General features: G+C 53.3%; 10 protein-coding genes. All 10 read right to left on the reverse strand.

The window, feature by feature from the left end:
* Positions 1 to 56: 56 nt before the first annotated feature.
* The 10 genes from EFB08_RS02410 to EFB08_RS02455 all read right to left on the reverse strand — a co-directional run bounded on the left by EFB08_RS02410 (position 57) and on the right by EFB08_RS02455 (position 19,408).
* Positions 57 to 932, reverse strand: a complete 876-nt coding sequence (locus EFB08_RS02410; RefSeq protein WP_123125299.1) for a glycoside hydrolase family 16 protein — start codon at positions 930 to 932, stop codon at positions 57 to 59.
* Between the two features lie 125 nt (positions 933 to 1,057).
* A complete protein-coding gene (locus EFB08_RS02415) occupies positions 1,058 to 3,106 on the reverse strand; it encodes a DUF2264 domain-containing protein (protein ID WP_123125300.1) in 2,049 nt (682 codons plus the stop codon).
* 116 nt (positions 3,107 to 3,222) lie between these two features.
* The gene (locus EFB08_RS02420; protein ID WP_123125301.1) at positions 3,223 to 4,371 is read right to left on the reverse strand and encodes a glycoside hydrolase family 88/105 protein; all 1,149 of its coding nucleotides are present in this window, start codon (positions 4,369 to 4,371) and stop codon (positions 3,223 to 3,225) included.
* Positions 4,372 to 4,441: 70 nt separating this feature from the next.
* The gene (locus EFB08_RS02425) at positions 4,442 to 5,803 is read right to left on the reverse strand and encodes a BNR repeat-containing protein (protein WP_123125302.1); all 1,362 of its coding nucleotides are present in this window, start codon (positions 5,801 to 5,803) and stop codon (positions 4,442 to 4,444) included.
* 53 nt (positions 5,804 to 5,856) lie between these two features.
* A complete protein-coding gene (locus tag EFB08_RS02430) occupies positions 5,857 to 7,059 on the reverse strand; it encodes a glycoside hydrolase family 43 protein (RefSeq protein WP_123125303.1) in 1,203 nt (400 codons plus the stop codon).
* Positions 7,056 to 10,211 (reverse strand): glycoside hydrolase family 2 TIM barrel-domain containing protein, encoded by a 3,156-nt coding sequence (locus EFB08_RS02435; RefSeq protein ID WP_123125304.1) that lies wholly within the window; start codon positions 10,209 to 10,211, stop codon positions 7,056 to 7,058. The genes EFB08_RS02430 and EFB08_RS02435 overlap by 4 nt, the downstream gene beginning before the upstream one ends.
* A gap of 127 nt (positions 10,212 to 10,338) precedes the next feature.
* Positions 10,339 to 12,816 carry a sugar-binding domain-containing protein gene (locus EFB08_RS02440; RefSeq protein ID WP_123125305.1) on the reverse strand — a complete coding sequence of 826 codons (2,478 nt, stop codon included), beginning with the start codon at positions 12,814 to 12,816 and terminating at the stop codon, positions 10,339 to 10,341.
* Between the two features lie 115 nt (positions 12,817 to 12,931).
* The gene (locus EFB08_RS02445) at positions 12,932 to 14,539 is read right to left on the reverse strand and encodes a glycoside hydrolase (RefSeq protein WP_123125306.1); all 1,608 of its coding nucleotides are present in this window, start codon (positions 14,537 to 14,539) and stop codon (positions 12,932 to 12,934) included.
* 86 nt (positions 14,540 to 14,625) lie between these two features.
* Entirely contained in the window at positions 14,626 to 16,263 is a 1,638-nt protein-coding gene (locus EFB08_RS02450; protein ID WP_227006179.1) for a RagB/SusD family nutrient uptake outer membrane protein, read from the reverse strand.
* Between the two features lie 61 nt (positions 16,264 to 16,324).
* Complete coding sequence (locus EFB08_RS02455) at positions 16,325 to 19,408, reverse strand: SusC/RagA family TonB-linked outer membrane protein (RefSeq protein WP_123125308.1); 3,084 nt, start codon at positions 19,406 to 19,408, stop codon at positions 16,325 to 16,327.
* Positions 19,409 to 19,547: the final 139 nt, after the last annotated feature.

The raw sequence follows: 19,547 nt of genomic DNA on the forward strand, positions 1-19,547 counted from the left end.
TTTTTCTAAAACACGCTTAAACCTTATTCCACTAGCCTCCAAATCTCGGAGCCGCCCTATTTTTTCTGATACACCCGCACGTAATCCACCTCATATCTTTTAGGGAATGGTGTCCCCGAAGGGTTTCCCCCATTGCCGCCAATCGCCAGGTTCAACAGGAGGTAATGCGGCTGGTGAAAGGGATTGAAGCCATCGGGGTTCAGGGTTTTGGTTAAGTCAATCTCGTTGAGCAGTTCGCCGTCTAAGTAGAGCTTTATGTATTCAGTTGTCCAGTCCATTTTCCAGACATGGAACTTGCAGGGCCACTGGGCATCCTTCTCCAGGAAATTCGAAAACGGGATTCTGGCGTCATCCCAGACCGCTTTCATTTTATCATCTGACCATGCCGCATTGGCTAGGATGGTAGGACGGTTTCCCACCCGGTAGAATTCCATCAGGTCTATTTCTCCGCCTGCGGGCCATTCCTTAGCAACTCCCAAAGTCCAGATGGCGGGCCACATACCCATCGCGGTGTCTATTCGTGCCCTTACTTCAAAAACCCCGTACTGAAAGGACTTCTTGTTTAGGGTATGGAGGCTGGCCGAGGTATATTCAGCAAACTCACGGTGACGTCTCCAGTCTTTATGGGTAGCCTCGAACCTGGGGTTTTCCAGGTTCTCGCGCCTGCCTTCAATCACCAGAACTCCTTTGGAACAGGTGGCATTCTGCGGCTGGTACCACTGCAGTTCACGGTTGCGCACAAACCCGAGTTCGTAGCCCCAGCTAGCGCTATCAGGCTTCCCATTGGCGTTGAACTCATCGTGCCAGACCAGAGAATAACCTGGCAGTTCCGTGGGAGGCTGAGCATCGGGTTGGTAGGCAAATTGCCGCCTGCTGCAAGCAAACTGCCCCAGCATTAGTAGGCATAAAAGAAGCCCGTACCATTTGTTCATATTCTATCTCCTGTTATCACCTCGCCTGAAAGCAAAGGCATATGTTCTGTTTTGAAGGTGTTTTGGGATTTCTGGCCCCAAAACGGCCTTGCCCAATTGTCTAATGTATAATGCTGCCCATCGTCCTACTCGAAACGGACCGTTTTTGCCTCTCCTTTTCTAAAAGAGACCGTAAACGATTTCCCATTGGCAGCTGGGCTAATTTTCTTCACCGGCACCAGTTCCTCGTCGGTCCATTTCTCCCCAGATTTCTTCCAGAGCATCAGGGTAGCGTACACCTCCGACTTTTGGCTTGGCTGGAATTGATCGGTCACGGTAAGGACGGTGCTTTCTTTGCTCACGGGGTGCAGGCCAGTCGCGTTGACAGCTTCCAGCCCGTCCCACCCGCTGAGGGAAACCAGGGCCAACTGGTACTCGCCGTTGTCGATGATCTGCACCGGATGGCCTTTCACTTTCCGGCTTTCTTTTCTGATAGCGGTCTTCAACTGGGGCAAGGCGTAGTGACCCAGGCGAAGTTGTGAAGCCTGGGTGCTGGTGTTCAAATCCACCCGGAGGATACCGTTGGGTAGTGGGACATCGGCTAGGCTCAGTTTTATTTGGTCATTGGTTTCCAGTACTGCATCGCGGTAATAAATGCCGTTGTCAAACTTTTTGAAGGTGAAGAGCCGCAGGGCTTCCCACTCGTTTTTCTGGTTTTTGATGACGTAGTTCATGGCCACTTCGCCGTTAGGGCCATCGGCTTGCCATGGGAAAGCGCTGTTGTAGGAAAGGCGGTTGTAGTTCTCGGTGGATCGGAACAGTTGCCAGTCCTTAGCTACCGTTTCATGGCACCAGGCCCGTACCTCGGCGGCCCCGATGTTGGGATAATCGGTGATGAGGATCTTGGAGCCTTCCTGAAATTTGTTGTAGACGTTGCCTTTGCTGAGCTCTTTTTCCCAAGCACCTTCATTCTCTACCGCGGTCCAGAACGGATTGCCCTCGGGCACGATCAGGCCCAGAAACGCCTTGCCCATCCAGAAGGCACTGGCGCGGGCGCTGTAGATTTGCACGGCCGGTTCATAGGCACCGTAGAAGCCTAAGGTTGGAATGTTATCAGGGGCCATGAAATCGGGGTTCTGCAGGAACTGGAGGATGGTGCCCGAGGCGATTCGGCGCATCCAGCCATAATTGGTCCCGGGTTCCTGGGTCAAGCCCATGAGCGGGAACGGTACCACGGCGGCAAAGCGGTAGGCGATGCTGCGGCCCCACATGATCATCTGGCCATCGCGGCTGAACAGGTACGGGTAGTTTTCGTCTAATTCTTTGAAATTGGCCACAAAACGGGCGGCATACTCCGGGTGGTGTTTCTTCCCGAAGAACTCGGCCCACAGCGGTCCATACATCTGGAAAGCCCACATGCTATAGTAATCGTAGGCGGGGCTGTCATTGTACCAACCCTGGCCGCGGTACTGCTCCAGCGACTTATCCAGGTACTCCAGCATCAGTTTCTCGTTTACCGGGTAGCCCTGCTCCTTGAAGAAACTCATCACGAAGATGTTGAAGAAGCGCCAGTTAGACCCGATGGTGGGGCCATCGCCGTAGCTGAGCATGGTTTTGGAGAGAATTTCCTTCTGCGGGGGGGTCAGCGGTTTCCAGAGCACGTCGGGCGCGTAGAAAAGCGATACCGCCAATCCGCCGAACTCCACCAGAATCTGGCTCGGACCGCCGTTACTGGCGCGGGGCTTCACATAGGTGGGGCTGGTGGGTTCCGTCAGTTTCACCAACTGGCGCCGGTAATAGTCAGCGACCTTGATGCCGTTGATTTCCAGGTTCGGGTTTTCTTTGAGCAGGGGCACGGCCACAAACAAGGTGCGGCAGAGGCCTTCCAGCATCTCGGTGGGCGTGTGGACCCCATCGCGCGGATAGCTTTTGCCGGGCTGCTTGGGAAACACCATGGGGTCCTCCACGGTCTTCACGTATTGGAAGGCTCCCTCCAGCAGGTACTGCGCCGCGTCTTTCCAATGCTGGCGGGTCATGCCTGTGTGTGGACTGGTTTTATAGTCAGGGTTGATGACCTGAAAAGTTTTCTGGCCCGCTCCCGCCTTCACGGTAGGGTCCGCCTCTGTTTGCGCCCACAAATGAGTACTGAAAAACAGGGAGACAATCAGCAGAAGAACACTGGCACGGTACCGCATGGGAGTAAAAACGTTTATTAAAATTTTGAAAGCACTTGGTCTAGTTAGTGTTTCCCGAGAAGCCGTTTTGGGGCTGTTTTTAGGAAATCAGGGGTAAAACCCCGAACTGTATTCCGTCAATCCAGCAGGCGGTACATCTCCGAGGCAGCCAGCAAAAACGCCCCTACCCCGAAACCGGTGGTGGAGTTCACGTCTACCACCTGCCCCGGAATGGCTCTCTCCCCGATGGGCTGCACATAGCCGATTTTTCCGTTAGGCTGCAGCGCGGTGTTGGTCAGGTAATGGTAACCTTTGGCGGCTACGGGCAGGTATTCTTTTTTGTCCAGCAAGCCGTTGTTGATGCCCCACAGAAAGCCGTAGGTAAAGAAGGCGGTGCCGCTGGTCTCAGGGCCTGGCGCGTGGGCCGGATCCAGGATGCTTCTGGTCCAGTAGCCTTCGGCTTGCTGCGAGCGGGCGATGGCGCTGGCCATGTCTTTGAAGCGCTGCTCGTACTCCTTGCGGTGCGGGTCTTTTTTAGGCAGATCCTGCAATACCTTAGCTAAACCGGCAAACACCCAACCATCTCCGCGCGCCCAGAAATCCTTTTTGCCGTTGGCGCTTTTGTGCTTGGGGTAGACGTATTTGGCATCGCGGTAATAGAGTTTTTCGTCTGCGTCATACATGATGGAGTTGGCATAGGTCAGGTACTCGTGCAGTTTCTCCAAATACTGTTTATTGCCGGTCACCTTATAGAGTTTGGTCATGACGGGCATCACCATGTAAAGGCCATCGGCCCACCACCAGTAATCGTTTTTGGGCGTGCTCATCTGGTATTCCATGACCTCGCGGGCGCGGGCGATTTTGCGGTCGTCTTTGGCGCCGTCCAGACAGTACAGGTCAATGTAGGTCTGGAAACAGATCTGCCAGTCCCCGAAGAGCACGTAGTCGTCTTTTTCACCGTAGGAGTATTTCCAATCGGCTTTGTTCGTGGATTTGGCGCCCATCCACTGGTTTTTCTCGGCCCAAGCCTCTGAATACCGGCGGTAGGCTTCGTTTTTGGTGATTTTGTAGGCCTCCATGTTGCCGGTGTGGTAAGCCGCCACATCCCAGAAAGCCCAACCGGGCATAGGGTTGGCGCTCTGCCAGTAAGCGTTGGCTTTGTGCAGTTGGTCTGCCACTTCTTTTTTGGAGGCGGGCAGCAGAGGATGCTTGGGTTTGGCTACGACTGATGCACCGAATGCGCCAAGCAACAACAGGAGGGTAAAAAAGGCTTTCTTCTGAATCATGTTAACTTCAATGCGGGGAATACCGCCCCAGTTTATCTATATTTTGCGGAAAACAGGCTTTATACACCTTTTAAAACTTCGGCTTCCATTCCACCACCTGGATGGGTTGCGGCGCGATCTCGGCCTGGCCTTCCCCGTCTACCTGGTCTACTTTCTGTACAAACAGGTTCAGCACCTGCTTTTTCTTCCAGAGTTCGGTGTCATAGGTGGGCTCCCAGGAACCCAAGGATTCCGACGTTAAATCCAGGATGGTCCAAGTAGGATCTGACATTTTGTTGATGACCAGTGCCGATGCCTTGCTGCCCCGCTCCTCGTCCCTGAAAATCAACAGCACCGATGCTTTCCCGCCGGCGTTTTTCACCACGATCTGCGGCCGGGCGATGGGAATGCGTTTGGTGCCCACCCCACTCAAACTGAAGGGCGTTTTCCGAAAATCCAGCTCCAGTTTCTGCCAAGATTTGCCGTCATGGTACACCAAATGGTACTGCGGAATGGTAGACCCGGCCTCGCGCCAGTACGTGGCAATAAAGGGATTTCCCTCGTCATCTGCGGCCATGGAGGTCTGGTTGATGAGTTCGCTGTTCTGCGGAATGGCCAGGGCTTTCTCGGCGGTGGCTTCGGTGATAGGCAAGGTGTACTTTTCACCGGTTGACTTCTCCCAGGTTTTGCCGCCGTCCAGAGAGCGGGCGTAGGCCAGGTCATGGTTACTGGCTACATCGGGGCTCTCGCGCCACACCCAGGACACGTGGAGGGTGCCTTTCTTATCAAGATAGGCCTGCCAGTAGGCATTGCGCTTTCCTTCGCCGTTGATGAGGTTGCTGTGCAGCTGCGTCCATTGCTGGATACCGGTGTCATAGCTGTTGATGACCAGATTGCCCTGACCCGAGCCGCCGCCGCGGTAGAAGAACATGAGGTTGCCGTTGGGCAGCCGGTAGAACTCGGGGTAAGAAACCACCTTTTCGCGTTGGCCCGTCATGGGCATTTTCTCCATCATCTGCAGGGAGCCGGGGCTCACGCTGCGGGCGTAGTTCAGGGCATTGTTGTGGTGATCCCAGGAAAGGTGCAGGAAGCCCTTGCCGTCTACCATGATGCTGATGGTGTTATGGGCATCAGATGCATTGCCTTTGAAGTTGGTTTTCTGGATTTCCCAGGCAGTTGCCCCGCTTTTGCGTTTGGCTAGCATCACCGAGCGGTCGGCGGCATACCAAGCGGTGTATTGGGTATCTTCAAAAGTGACCAGCGAATTCTTCCGGAAAGCCACCACGTTCACCGAGTTGTTCGCCCAGCCATCGGCTACGTGGGTGATGGTAGGGTTAGAAGCCGTAATAGCACCTCCAGATCTGGAGGTGCTACAGGAAAGGGAACTCAGCGAGAAAGCGAGGGCGAGGAGGCCGTACGTAGCTTTTCTGCGTGTATGTAGGGGATAAACCATGTGTCGATGATGAACAAAACCTGCTCCTGAGACTGCCTAAAGGAGCAGCTACTTTATCTCAGGGCCGCTTTATCTTTTCTGGTGGATGCTTTCTTTTCCTTTGCCTTTTGATCAAACACGCTCAAATCCCAGGAGTCCTGCCACTTCAACACCGGCTTATCGTCTTCAAACTGGAGCGGCAGCCAGACGTAGCGTCCGTCAATGGGGTTCTTGGGGTGCCAGCGATCGGCCATGAAGATGAAAGCGTCTTTCTTGCCCTGAACCGGCAGAAGGTAGGTACTCTGTGATTCAAAAGTAAGGTTGGCTCCCTCGCCCACGCATGGATTTCCCAAGGCTTTCCATGGCCCCATAATAGACTCTGCCACAAAGGACCGGGCCGCGTTGGGGTCCCAGCCGGTGCAGCCCGAGGTGATCATGTAGTACTTGCCGTTGCGCTTGCAGATGGCCGGGGCCTCGTTATGCCCGGCGGGCGCCAGCACGCTCCACTTCCCGGTAAAGGAAAGGTAATCGTCTGACAGCTCGGAGATGTGCAAGGTGAGGTTTTCTTCCGAGGAATGGATGTGGTAGGCTTTGCCGTCATCGTCCACAAACACGGTCATGTCGCGGGCCATCTGCCCTTGGGCAAAATCGCGCCGGATGAAAAGGCCGTCCTGCACTTCTTTGGTCCATTCCGGCGTCCACCATTTCAGGTTGGTTTCGTCTACTTGTTTCTCTTTCAGGCTGACAGGCACGTTGATTGGCCACACCCCGGCATTAGGCCGATAGGATTTCAGGTACGTGAACGGCCCGGTGGGACTGTCACTGGTGGCCACGCCGGTTCTGGCGGCTTCGTAACCTTTGCCTTTCAGTTCCAGGTGAAACCACATGACAAACTTCTTGGTCTTGGCGTTATACACCACTTTGGGCCGTTCAATGACGCAGCCTTTGATGATCTCAGAAGTGGTGTCCTGCTGCTCTACTTTGAGCACGATGCCTTCGTTTTTCCAGGAGGTGAGGTCTTTAGAAGAGTAGGAGCCTACCCCAAACAGCGTACTATTTCCCCCTCGCCCGGCGGTCTTATGCTCCCCGAACCAGTAATAGGTGCCTTTGTGGAACAGGATGCCGCCCCCGTGGGCATTGATGTGTTTGCCGTCCGTATCGGGCCAGATTTCTCCTGGTTTGATAGCGGCAGGGGTTTCCTGCTTTTTCTGTGCTGGCAGAGAGAAACTCCCCGCCAGCATCAGGAAAAGGAAAAGGCACCCTATCAACCTTCTCATTTCTTAGACAGTTTAGAAGTTTCTTTGGTGATGGGCCGGATGACGTAGCTGTACGAGTACTTTTTCTCCGTTAACCGGTAAGGGTCATGCGGCAGACGTCCCCAGCTGTCATCACCACCCAAACCACGCTGGCCCAGGTCAATGTGCAGGCTCACGAAATCCTGTTTCTTCAGGTCTACCGGGTGCCGGTTGATCTTCTTCGGACCCTCGTCAATATCTTCGGCCAGGTAATTGAGGGCCGTGAAGTTGATGGGCTGCAGGCCTTCCACCACAATCCCGTTCCCGGAGTTATTCGTCAGTTCCACCCACCGTACATCGGTTTTGTTTCCGCTTTCCTGTGGACGGATGTAGAATTGGTAATACTGGTTCTCTACCTTGTCTTTGTAGAGCCCCACCAGCGAGGAGAACTTACGGTCGCTGTAGTTTTCCCAGGGGCCGCGGCCATAGTACTGCAGGTTCTCGTATTTGTCGTCTAACTGCATCCGCATCCCAAACCTGGGCAGCTCCGGCATCTCTTTGCCGGTCATGTCAATGGAAGCGGTCACCTGCACGGCACCATCGTTCTGGATGAGGTAGTCCACGGTGTAAGGGATTTGCTTGTCCGTGAGCGCGTAAACCACTTTGATGGGCTGCCCTTGCGTAATCCGCTTGCCAACTTCTACGCTTAGCACTTTCAGCTCTTGGTGGGCGTTGCGCCAGGCACCTAGTTTCTCCGGCATATTGTTCCCGAAGTCGTTGTCAGTGGCGGCGCGCCAGAAGTAAGGCTCGGGGAATTGCTCTATCGTTTTAAGGCCGTTTTTCTGAAAAGAGGCCAGTTTCCCGGTTTTCAGGTCAAACTCACCGGATACATCGCCTGAGGTAAAGGTCAGTTTGTCGCCTTTAACTTTGGTTTTCAGTTTCCCCTCGGCCGTGGCCTTGGTGAAATAGGTGTTCTCGGTGATGGCAAACTGGTCACGGGTGATCTCATGACCGACTGGCACAAACGCGCTGGCGTTTTTGGTGTAGGCGAACACGTTCACGAAATACTCCTCACCGGGCTGCGGATTGAAAGTTGGCAATGGCAAGGTCACTTCTTTGGTTTGCAGCGGAGCAGCGGTTACGGCGAAATCGCCTTCTTTCTGCACCACGCCGTTTTTGATCAATTGGTATTTGAAGGCGATCTGGTTCAGATCGGTGAAGCCATACTGGTTCGTAACGGTGATGATTCCCTTGCGGGCGTCCTTGGCGCTGAACTGAACCCCGGCGTACACTTTCTTCACCTCGTTCAAACCTGGCTTAGGTGTACGGTTAGCCGATACCACACCGTTGGCGCAGAAGTTCTCATCGTTGTACAGGTGGTCGCTGCCCAGGTCTCCACCATAGGCCCAGAAGGTCTCGCCCTTGTCGTTTTTGGTTTTGATGCCTTGGTCTACCCAGTCCCAAATGAAACCGCCCTGCATGTGCTTGCTGCTGTTGATGATGTCCCAGTACTCCTGGAAATTACCGTTGCTGTTACCCATGGCGTGCGAGTACTCGCACATGATGTATGGACGCTCTTTTTTGGCAGCCGCGTAGGATTTCATGTCCTTGATGTTCGGGTACATGGGTCCCACAATATCGGTGTTCCAGTCTTCGCCGGCTTGCTCAAACATGATCAGGCGGGAATTGTCGCGGCTCTTGATCCACTTGTAGGCGTCATGGAAAACTGGTCCGTTGCCGCACTCGTTGCCCATGCTCCAGATGACCACCGAGGCGTGGTTTTTATCCCGCTCCAGCAGGCGCTCAATCCGGTCTATGTGGGCGGGCGCCCACTCTGCCAAGTACGCCGGGTGCTTGCTTTTGTCGAATTTGCCTTGCCACTCGGCGCCCATGCCGTGGCTTTCAATGTTAGCTTCGTCTACCAGGTACAGGCCATACTCGTCGCAGAGTTTGTACCAGAGCGGGTCATTGGGGTAGTGGCTGGTGCGCACGGCGTTGACATTGTAGAGCTTCATCAACTCGATGTCTTTCACCATGGACTCCCGGCTCAAGGTGCGGCCGTTCACCTCGTCGTGTTCGTGGCGGTTCACGCCCTTGAATAGCACGGGAACGCCGTTCACCAGCATCTGGGAATTTTTCAGCTCCACTTTGCGGAAACCTACTTTGCTTCCGGTTACGCCTATGGTTTTGCCGTTGGCGTCTTTGAGGGTGATCACGGCATCATAGAGGTTAGGCTGCTCGGCGTTCCAAGTGAGCACGTTGTTGAGGGTGCCATTGAATTTGAGTTGCAGTTTTCCGGTTCCCTTTGTGCTGATGCTTTTCTCCTGAGAGAACGTTTTTGCGTTGTTTTTGTCAAACAGCTCCAAAAGCACGGTGGCTTTGTCAGCGGTTTTGCCGGCGAACTTGCGCAAATCCACCTCAGCAGAGAAAAGGCCGTTTTTGTAGGTTTGGTCCAGGTCAGGCTTCAGGAAGAAATCCCAGACAGTGAGTTTGGGAAGGGCCTGCAGGTACACGTTGCGCTCCAGGCCGCTCAGACGCCAAAAATCCTGGTCTTCCAGGTAGCTGCCATCGTGCCAGCGGAACACCTGCACCGCCAGTTGGTTTTCGCCGGGTTTCAGGAACCGGGTCACGTTAAATTCCGCCGGCGACTTAGACGCTTTGGTCATGCCTACTTCCTGCCCGTTCACAAACACGCGCGCGTAGCCAGAGATAGACCCGAAGTTCAGCATCACTTCCTGCCCGTTCCAGGCGGCGGGTACGCTGAAATTTCGGCGGTACGTGCCAACCGGATTATAAACCTGGTCTATGTAAGGCGGCTTGGGCGGAAAAGGGTACTTCAGGTTGGTATAAATGGGAATGTCAAACCCCTGCAGTTCCCAGTTGGAAGGCACCTGGATGTTGGCCCACTTGCTGTCATCAAACCCCGCCTTGTAGAAATCCATAGGGCGCTCGGCCACCGATTTCACCACGGAGAATTTCCAGGTTCCATTCAGGGACTGATGGTAGGGAGACGTGCTGTAATCGTTTTTACGGGCGTCTGCGGCGTTGGCGTAAAGCATGAAATCCACGTGGGGTTTTTCCTTGTTCCGCTCGTACACCTTGGGGTTTTCCCATTCGTTGACCCCTTGCCGTGCCACCGCAAACTGTGACAGGAAGAGGAGACAAAGAGCGAGTAACTTTCGCGTGCGTATCATGGGCAATTTTGTAAAAATGAGTTGTAAATAGGTACTTCTATGGTTGGAGCATCTCTTGTGTATAGAGCCTCCTATGCTGTTAAATGGACAGAATTCCTGACCTTAATTTATCAGAAATTCTTGGGGTTTATTTCACCGATGCTGAACTGGATCCCCCGGCCATCCCATTTTGGGTCTGTTTTACCGAAAACTCCACCGTTTGAGGCGTCAGGCCGGGAGATTGGATCGTTACCCTGACTTTGCCGGGTTTCTGGCCTGCCTGAACGTAAGCCAGCAGTTTCCCGCGCAGCACTTTCCGCTTCTCAGACTGATAGTTCTCAAGGCCCGAATGGCTGCCGTTTTCCAGACCAAGGATTTTGGCGGGTCCTTCTACCGTGAAGGTCATCTCGTTTTCGGCGCCGTACACCAGGTTGCCCTTACTGTCTACCACGTTGATCTCCACATGCGCCACTCCTTTGCCAGCCAGGGTTTTCTTGTCGGCTTTGGCCTGGATGGCGGCGGGCGCAGCGGCGGTAACCAACACGTCACGGCTTACCTCTTTTCCGTTTTTATAGGCTTTGGCCATCAGTTCCCCGGGCGCGTAGACCAAGTCCCAATAGAGTGCGCGTTGAGGGCTCTGGGCCAGAGACTTTCTGCCCAGCGATTTGCCGTTCAGGAAGAGTTCTGCTTCATCGGCGTTCGTAAAGCAGCTTACCCGCACGCTATCGTTGGCTTTCCAGTTCCAGGTGGGGTCTGCCCTCCGGTGGCTCCAGATACCATTGTCCTGGTTCTTAGGTACCGGAGAAGCCCCGATGTACACCATGGGTTTGTCTGACCACAGGCTTTGCCGGAAGAAATACTCGGGCTTCTTGAAGCCGGCCAGATCCATTAAGCCAGCACCGTTGCTGCGGCTGGGCCATTTGCCGGCCTCACCCATGTAGTCAATGCCGGTCCAGAGGTACTGCGCCGAAATATAGTCATTCGTGTCCACGGCGGCCCAGGCGTTCAGGCGCATGCCGTTCTCGCTGCCGTAGATGACTCTGTCGGGGTATTTGGCGTGGTCCTCGGGGTAGCGGTGCTCCTGGTAATTGTAGCCCACGATATCCAGTACTTTGGGGTAATCGGTGAAGTTGGACATCACCACACCGGCCAGGGCCGCGGTGATGGGCCGGGAAGTATCGTGCTTTTTCGCGACCTCCACCAGATGCCTGGACAGCTCGCTTAAGCGGCTGGCGGGCGGGTTGTTGGGCTGGTAGCCTTTGCCGTAGATCTGCGGGTTGTTGCCCGTGTTTAGGACCTCGTGGGAATAAGGGTCATTGGGGTAATCAATCTCGTTCCCGATGCTCCACATGATGATGGAAGGACGGTTGCGGTTCCGCAGGATCATGTCTGCCAGGTCTCTATCGGCCCATTCCTTGAAATGCTCATGATAGCCGTCTTTGCCCGGGGTGCCTACGTTCCAGCCAGCAATCCATTTGTTTTTACCGGTTTCCCACTCGTCAAAGGCCTCGTCCTGCACCAGGAGGCCCAGTTTGTCGCACAGGTCATAGAGGTAATCGGCGTGCGGGTTGTGACTCATCCGCAGGGAATTAACGCCACCTTCTTTCAGGGTGATGAGTCTTCTTTCCCACACTTCCTCCGGCACGGCGGTACCCAAGGCGCCGGCATCGTCATGGATGCAGACACCTTTCAGTTTCATGTTTTTCCCGTTCAAGAAGAAGCCTTTGTTTGCATCAAAGGCAATGCTTCTGAAGCCCACCTGCTCCACGGTTTCATCGGTCTTTTTGCCGTTCACAAACAAAGACACCCGCAACTGGTACAAAGTAGGCTGTTCCACCGACCAAAGCTTAGGATTGTTCACCTGGAAGGACAAGGCAGCCTCAGCTTCTTTCCCGCCGGTTACGCTCACCTGCTTCTGCGTCTGGTTTACCACTTTGCCTCCCTTGTCCAGCAGCTCGGCTTTCACCTGGACATCCGCTGCTTTACCGGAAGCATTGGTCACCGATACTTTCACGTTGGACAAAGCCTTGGCCGCCGAGACCTCCGGGGTGGTGAAGGCCACTCCCCACAGGTTGATGTGCACGGGCTCTACTGTCACGAGGTAGACATTCCGGTTGATGCCCGAGCCAGTATACCACCTAGAATCGGCGAACTGGGTGTGGTCCACTTTCACCGCCACCACGTTATTGCCGTTCTTGTTCAGGTGCTTGGTGATCTCGTACTGGAAGGGCGTGAAGCCGTTGGGTCTTTTGCCCAAGGCATGTCCGTTGATCCAGACTTCACTGTTCTTGTAAACCCCGTCAAAGTAGAGGAACAGCTGTTTGTTCTGCTGGGCAGCGGGCACTTTGAAGGTCTTTCGGTACCAGCCTATCCCGCCGGGCAAATACCCGGTGGCGCTGGCCCATTCCTGGCTGAAAGGCCCTTCAATGCTCCAGTCATGCGGCAAATCCAGGCTGCGCCATTGCGCATCAGCGAAACTAATGCCTTCGGCTTTGGCTACATCGCCTTTGTGGAATTTCCATTTATCGTTGAAAAGCGCTTTGGTGCGCGGCTGTTGCGCGAATACCTGAGAGGTATAGCTAAGCAACAACGTGGTGAAGAAGACGAGTAAAATTCTATTTTTCATTTATAGGGGAATAAAATGATTCAATTCATTTAAGTTGTCTCTTTTGGTCTCGACCGTTTCTTAAGAGCCGTTTTGGGGCTGTTTTCCTGAAAACAGGCGTAAAATCCTGCCTTTATCAAAGCTGCACATCGGCCACGAAGGTGACGATGGAGCGGGGCGCCAGGGTGATGTCTTCCTGTTTTTCCAGGGTGGCACCTGGCTTCAGGCTCTCCTTGTCAGAAGTGACGTAGGGCTTGATGTTACGGAGGGTGGCCCCCTTCAATTGCATGTTCAACTGAACAGGGGAAATGCTGGAGTTGATGGCAACTAAGACAAGCTTCTTCTGCTCAGAGTCCAGGTAGGCTGAGGCCAGCAAAGCATCATTTCCTTTGTTATTCCCAGTTACCTGTAGGTCCACGCGTTCGGCTCCCGGACGGATAAATCGGCTATAATTGCCCAGTGCCCACAGCATCTTGCTGTCATAGTAATGGCCGTCGGTTTTATTCTGGTCAATGTAAATGAGGCCGTCTTTGTAGTTGTAGGGCGAGATGGCCAGCCACCATTGCCAGGCCGTGGCATTGGCTACTACCAAATCATTGTGGATGACGCGGGCCAGGTAAATGGCCGGATCAATTCCTAAAGAGCGCTTGTTGCCGTCTATCTCGCCGGCGTTGTCTCCCAGGATGCAGTACTCAGACTGCCAGAACTCCAGACCGGGCACTTCAGCCACTTTGCTGGCCAGTTGTTTCCGGCTGGCTACGGCCTGGTCATGTGGAGAGGTGGTAAAGTAGCTGTGCCCGGAGATCACCTTGCTCACGTGGGGCAAGTCTGCCACGTAATGCGGGGAGCTTTTGGAGAAGAAGGCATCGATCTGGTTTCCTCTATTGGGTTTATCGGCTTGCTGGTATAGGTAGTCTATTTTGCCGGCTTCCGCGATGTCTATTTTGGTGGGTAGGTTTCTTCTGGCCAGGGAGGTGTTCAGCGCCCGGACAATGCCGGCTACATCCTCATTCATGAAGGGGGTTCCCTCCTGCCCGCCGTCGCTCCAGTCCCACTGCGGCTCATTCACCGGACTGATGTAGTTCATAGTAATGCCATGCACCCGTTGTACACCCTGGATCACATCGGCGAGGTAATCTGAAAAGGCTTCGTATTTGTTAGGGGCAAGATTGGGGGTACCGTTGGAGGCAAATGCCTTTCCGTTGGTAGTAAGGTTCACGGTGGGGCTGTTTGGGAAAGCCAGGAATTTATTTACCCCACGGGTCTGGGCGGCTTTCAGGAACCAGACCTGGCCGGCTTGGCGCTGCCAGTTATAGCTGCCGTCACTGTCCAGGAAAGACTCGGCGCGGCGCCACTCATCTTTAATCCCGCTCTGTTCGCCCTGCTGGGTACTGCCCGCGCCCACGTTGAACCGCCACAGGGACAAACCTATCCCTTTGGGTTGGCCATTGGCATCGGAGTCTGTACTGAAAAGCAGGTCTGCGATGGCGTTTTTTTTGTTTTCGGGCCAATTCCCCACAAACTGGCAAGACCAAGCGTCTGAGGCCGCAAAGTTGTCTATCTTCTGAAATTTCTTTCCGACATCTATGGTGGCCGTCACTTTCACCGAGGAATCGGTGGAGGGGTCATCTCCCGCCCCAGTAGAACCAGCGTCGCTACAGCCCAACAAAGTGAAGAGGGTTACCAAGAAACAAGACCTAACCAACACAGATTCTTTTAGAACCCCAGGTAATGATTTAAGCATAAAAAATTCCTTTTGGTTTTCACCATGAGAGAAAAGACTCCCATGGCGCAACAGATGTGCACCATGGGAGATCCATGACCTAAGGCTTAGTACCCCGGGTTCTGCTCTAGCTTACCACCGGTTGCCTGTATTTCGGCTCTAGGAATTGGCAGCCAGTAATGTTTGCTCTGGAAGCTACGTCCTTCCAGGGCTACCTTGCGGGTATAGACAAAGTTGGTTCCCTGTTTGGTGATCTCTATTCCGTAGGCAGGCACGTTCTCAGTCTGCTCCGCGATCATCCAGCGACGTACATCATAAAAACGGTGCTCCTCAAAGGCTAATTCCACCTGACGTTCGTGTCTGATACGTTCGCGCATCTCAGCTTGGGTAAGTCCTGGGGGAAGTGGAGGCAAGTTTACCGCTGTCCGTTGTCTGATGCGATTAACGGCCTCATACACCGTGGCGTCTGGTCCAACGGCCTCGTTCTGGGCTTCTGCGTAGTTCAACAGGATCTCGGCAAAGCGGAAATAAATCCAAGGCTGTCTGCCGGCTACGTTCCAAGGGTTCTGGATGGGGTTGGTGTCATCCATGAACTTGCGGAGATAATAGCCAGTCTGGGAGGTATTCCAGTTAGAGGGGCCATCCTTGCTGTCTTTTCCGCCAGGGGTGAAGGTCTCCAATGCTCTTCCTCTGTACTCGGCCCCGTTATACAGGATGGTGGCGTAAAAACGAGGGTCTCGGTTGGCGTAAGGGTTTTGCGGATCGAATTCAGAGGTGGGGTCTGTGATCATCTTCCCGTTCGCCATTTCGTAGGCATCCACCAGGTTCTGCAGAGGGGCATTGCCTCCCCAGCCATCGTATCCATTCGGTCCGTTAGCAATCTCCAGAGCCGTGTGGCGCGAGTTCAGGTTATAGAACCGGGCGAAGATGATCTCGGGGCTGTTTCCTTCCTCGGCAATAAACATATTAGCATACTGCGGATCAAGGCTGTACTCATTCAAGGCCATCACATCCTGGGCCGCACTGGCCGCCGCTTGCCAGGTAATCTGGCTTCCGTTCTGTTTGTAGAGCGGGCTGGCAGCATACAGCATCAGTCTTGACCTAAGGGCCAGAGCCGCACCTTTGGTAGCCCTCCCCTTTTGCCAGCTAGAGCTGTAGTCAACCGGCAAGATGGCAGCAGCTTCCTCTAGCTGGGTATTGACATATTGCAGACCTTCCTGGATAGTGGAGCGGACAAAAAGGGCGGGGTCAGTGAAGTCTTCTCCTAATTGGGCTACCTTATCACCTACCAGAACTACCCTACCGTAATTCCGGATCAGGTCATGGTACCGGAATGCCCGGATGAATTTCAACTCGGCCACTAATAGGTTTTTGTGTGATTGGCTCATAGGAACCTTCTCAATGTTGGCCAAGGCGTAGTTCACTTCCCGGATGCTTCGGTAGCTTCTTCCCCAAAGAGTCCCGGTAATGCCCGTGTTCTCCGGGGCCAGCTGTCCGCGCTGCACCAGCCAGGTATTGTCATCGCTCCGGTAGATGGATTCATCGGTCAGGGACGACCACAGGGCGTATTCCCAGCCTCTCCCGAACCCGGGCGGAACGCCATCCCCTTCTTTGTCCTGAAGCCTTGCCCCCAGATAACGGTTGATGACAAAGGACTCAAAAAGCACCGAATCCCCGATGATGGCTTCGTCTGATACCCTGTCTGTAGGCGTTACTTCCAGGAAATCTTCTTTACATGAGCTCATGCACATTGCCATTCCTAGGGCAAATGCAGTAAATATTTTCAGTTTCATGGTATGCTTGGTATTAGAATTTGACATTTACCCCCAGGTTGAGAATTCTCTGCTGCGGGTAGAATTGAGCGTTTCCTGAGCTGGTTTCCGGGTCAAAATCTTTCACTTTGGTGAAAGTGGCCAGGTTGAAGCCGTTGGCAAACACTCTTACATTCTCAATCTTGATTCTTGACAAAAGCTGAGAAGGAAGGTTGTAGCCCAACTCCACGTTCTTCAATCTCAAGAAAGCCGTGTTATACAACCAGAAGTCACTTGGGAAAAGGCCGCCGCTCACTGCAGAGCCGGTACGGGTGTCTACGCGTGGGTAAGAACCGTTTGGATTAGTTGGGCTCCATCTGTTGTCGGCCCAGGTGCTGAAGAAGTTTCCACTTAATCCTACATCTGGTAACACGTATTGTCTCACCTTAGCCTGGCCCTGGAAGAGGATAGAAAGGTCAAAGCCTTTGTACTCAGCGCCCAGGTTTAACCCGTACATGATCTGTGGGATGTTGCCCAAGTCAGTTCTAACCTGGTCATCAGCGGTTATTTTACCGTCTTTGTTGTAATCCTCATAGATCAGATCGCCCAGCTTTGCCCCAGATGGATGTGGGTATCTGTCCAGGTCTTCCTGGGTGCGGTAGATTCCAATGGAACGGTACAGCAAGGATGTATTTATTGGCCCACCAGTCTCTCTTTGATAATCAAGGATACTTGGCGCCTCGTCTTTGAATACAATCTTATTTTTGGCGTAAGTGATGTTCCCGGAGATGTTGTATTTGAAATCACCAGCACTTTTGTCAAAGCCGAGGGTAGCCTCAATACCATTGTTATCTACCCTCCCAATGTTCTCAGAAGGCACCAGTGCATCAGAACCAAAAGGGTTGACAATACCAGTTACATTAGGCACCGATGCGTTTCTGTAGGCCAAGAGATGTTTCCGTTTCTGCTGGAAATAGATAAACTCGAAGTTGAAGTTGTTCAGGAAGATACCGCTTACGCCAACATCTGTTTTCTGTGCTACCTCCCAAGTGATGCTAGGGTTAGCTAATTTCACCAGGTTCAGACCTGGGTATACCTCACCACCAATCACGTACCGGTTATCAAAGGTATAGTTGTTCATGAACTGGTTGGAACCTACGTTATCATTCCCCAATTCACCATAAGAAGCGCGGAGTTTCAACTCGTTCATGAAAGGCAGGCTGTTCTTAAACCATCCTTCTTCAGAGATCCTCCAGCCCACCGAAACACCTGGGAAGTAGCCCCAGCGGCTGTCATTAGGGAAGTTTGAGGTTCCGTCGGCCCGCATCTGTACTTCTGCCAGATACTTTTCCTTGTAATTATAAGCGATTCGGCCAAGGTAACTTCTTCTGGAAAATACCCAGCTCCAGCCAGCGTTGCTTCTGTCATTAGGTCCGGTGCCACCTTGAGATAATTCCGGGGTTAGGATGGTAGGGAAGTTTCTTCTTCCGGCTTCCAGATGCTCCAGGCTGTTCTCGCTTTGCTCGTAGCCCACAAAGGCATTGATGCCGTGGTCACCAAAATGGCGCTCAAAATTCAACTTGATGTTCGCCGTGGTTAGATTGGTGTTCTCCTGGATCTGTGACAGGGAAGCTTTGGGCTCACCCACAGTGATAGGTTTGTAAGTGTCATTGCCTTCATAAGAATACACCAGGTAGGGTTTCACGAAGGATTTAGTGAAGCTCTGGCCTCTGTCAACGGAGTAGAAACCGTCTACAGACAGACCTTCCACAAAGCCGAAGTCATACCGGCCTCTTAAAATCCCGTTGAAGATAAGGCGTTGGTTTTTGTTTAAGCCAGCGGCATCGGTCACGATCATGACCGGGTTGATACCACCTTCCACACCCTGGGAAGGCAAACCGTTAGGGTAACGGGCCGGGATGAAAGGATAGGCTCTGTAGGTCTGCCAGAAGATGCCACCCGCTCCAAACTGCGGAAACTGTCTGTCTTCCTGACGGCCAGACAATGACAAACCAACACTGAACCGATCGGTGATGTTAGCATCCAGGTTGGTTCTGAAGTTGTACTGCTTGTACTTAGTGGCTCCGTCTTTGTAAAGAGCATCCTGGTAAACGGTACCCAGGGAAGCGAAGTATTTTACGTTCTCCGTTCCGCCGTTCACAGAAAGGTTTTGTCTGTTCTGGAGCGCCACGGAGTTCAGCACCTCGTCCAGCCAGTTAGTGTTAGGATAGTTCAAAGGGTCTGAGCCGTTTCTGAAAAGCTCAATTTCCTCTGGGGTGTAGCGTTGGTTTAAGCCGCCCGCGGTGTTGTTGTAGTAGTCAATCTCGTTGAGGATGGAGGCATACGTAGCCGCATCTGCGAACTTAGGCAACCGGGTGGCGGAAGAAAATCCTTGGTTGAAATTATAAGACACCGTAGGCTTGCCTGTGGTACCTCTTTTAGTGGTCACCAGGATGACGCCGTTTGCGGCCCGGTTTCCGTAAACTGCCGCCGAAGCATCTTTCAATACAGTGATGCTCTCAATATCATTGGGGTCTAAGCGGTCTAACCCGCCAATCTGGCCAGGAACACCATCTACCACAATAAGGACATCATTGTTCCCGGTGGTGCCCAATCCCCTTACTCGTATTTCGGCTCCATCGTACCCGGGCTCACCGCCCCGGTTGTTGATGATTACCCCAGAAACACGTCCTGCCAGAGAGTTGGAAACGTTTGGCTGGGGGCTTCGGTTAAGGGCGGCTCCTTGCACTTCAGAGATAGAACCGGTAACGGTGGCCTTCTTCTGCACACCATAACCTACTACTACCACTTCATCCAGGGCCTTCGCATCTGTCCGCAGGGCTACGTCAATGGTAGTGCGGTTATTGATGGCTACTTCTTGGGTCAGATAACTGATAAAGGAGAAAACGAGGGTTCCTTCCCCGGACGGAGTCTGGATGGTGTACGAACCGTCGGCATCGGTGGGGGCGGCGGTGGAAGTTCCCTTTAACAAGACGGTCGCACCAGGGATACCAGCACCGGTCTCATCGGTTACCTTGCCTTTCACGGTATGGCCTTGGGCCAGGACCACCGCTACCTGAAAGAGCAATAGAGGCAGCACCAATAGGTACCTCTTTGTTTTAAGTAATGTGTGTTGCATTGTGAAGTAGTGTTAGTTTGACAATTCTTGAATTGGATTCTATGAATTGCAGAGATGAGCGGAGGCGCCTTTTACTTCTTTCTAGCGAGGGCACCCGATCACGTACTTTTCTATGTCAAAGGAACACTAACCTTCCTCA

The organism is Rufibacter latericius, from assembly GCF_003721515.1.
Lineage (GTDB): Bacteria > Bacteroidota > Bacteroidia > Cytophagales > Hymenobacteraceae > Nibribacter > Nibribacter latericius.

Coding starts and splice junctions, on each gene's coding strand:
- EFB08_RS02450 (WP_227006179.1), bottom strand. CDS start 16,263: ATGAGCTCATGTAAAGAAGATTTCCTGGAAGTAACGCCTACAGACAGG.
- EFB08_RS02440 (WP_123125305.1), bottom strand. CDS start 12,816: ATGAAAAATAGAATTTTACTCGTCTTCTTCACCACGTTGTTGCTTAGC.
- EFB08_RS02420 (WP_123125301.1), bottom strand. CDS start 4,371: ATGATTCAGAAGAAAGCCTTTTTTACCCTCCTGTTGTTGCTTGGCGCA.
- EFB08_RS02435 (WP_123125304.1), bottom strand. CDS start 10,211: ATGATACGCACGCGAAAGTTACTCGCTCTTTGTCTCCTCTTCCTGTCA.
- EFB08_RS02430 (WP_123125303.1), bottom strand. CDS start 7,059: ATGAGAAGGTTGATAGGGTGCCTTTTCCTTTTCCTGATGCTGGCGGGG.
- EFB08_RS02415 (WP_123125300.1), bottom strand. CDS start 3,106: ATGCGGTACCGTGCCAGTGTTCTTCTGCTGATTGTCTCCCTGTTTTTC.
- EFB08_RS02445 (WP_123125306.1), bottom strand. CDS start 14,539: ATGCTTAAATCATTACCTGGGGTTCTAAAAGAATCTGTGTTGGTTAGG.
- EFB08_RS02455 (WP_123125308.1), bottom strand. CDS start 19,408: ATGCAACACACATTACTTAAAACAAAGAGGTACCTATTGGTGCTGCCT.
- EFB08_RS02425 (WP_123125302.1), bottom strand. CDS start 5,803: ATGGTTTATCCCCTACATACACGCAGAAAAGCTACGTACGGCCTCCTC.
- EFB08_RS02410 (WP_123125299.1), bottom strand. CDS start 932: ATGAACAAATGGTACGGGCTTCTTTTATGCCTACTAATGCTGGGGCAG.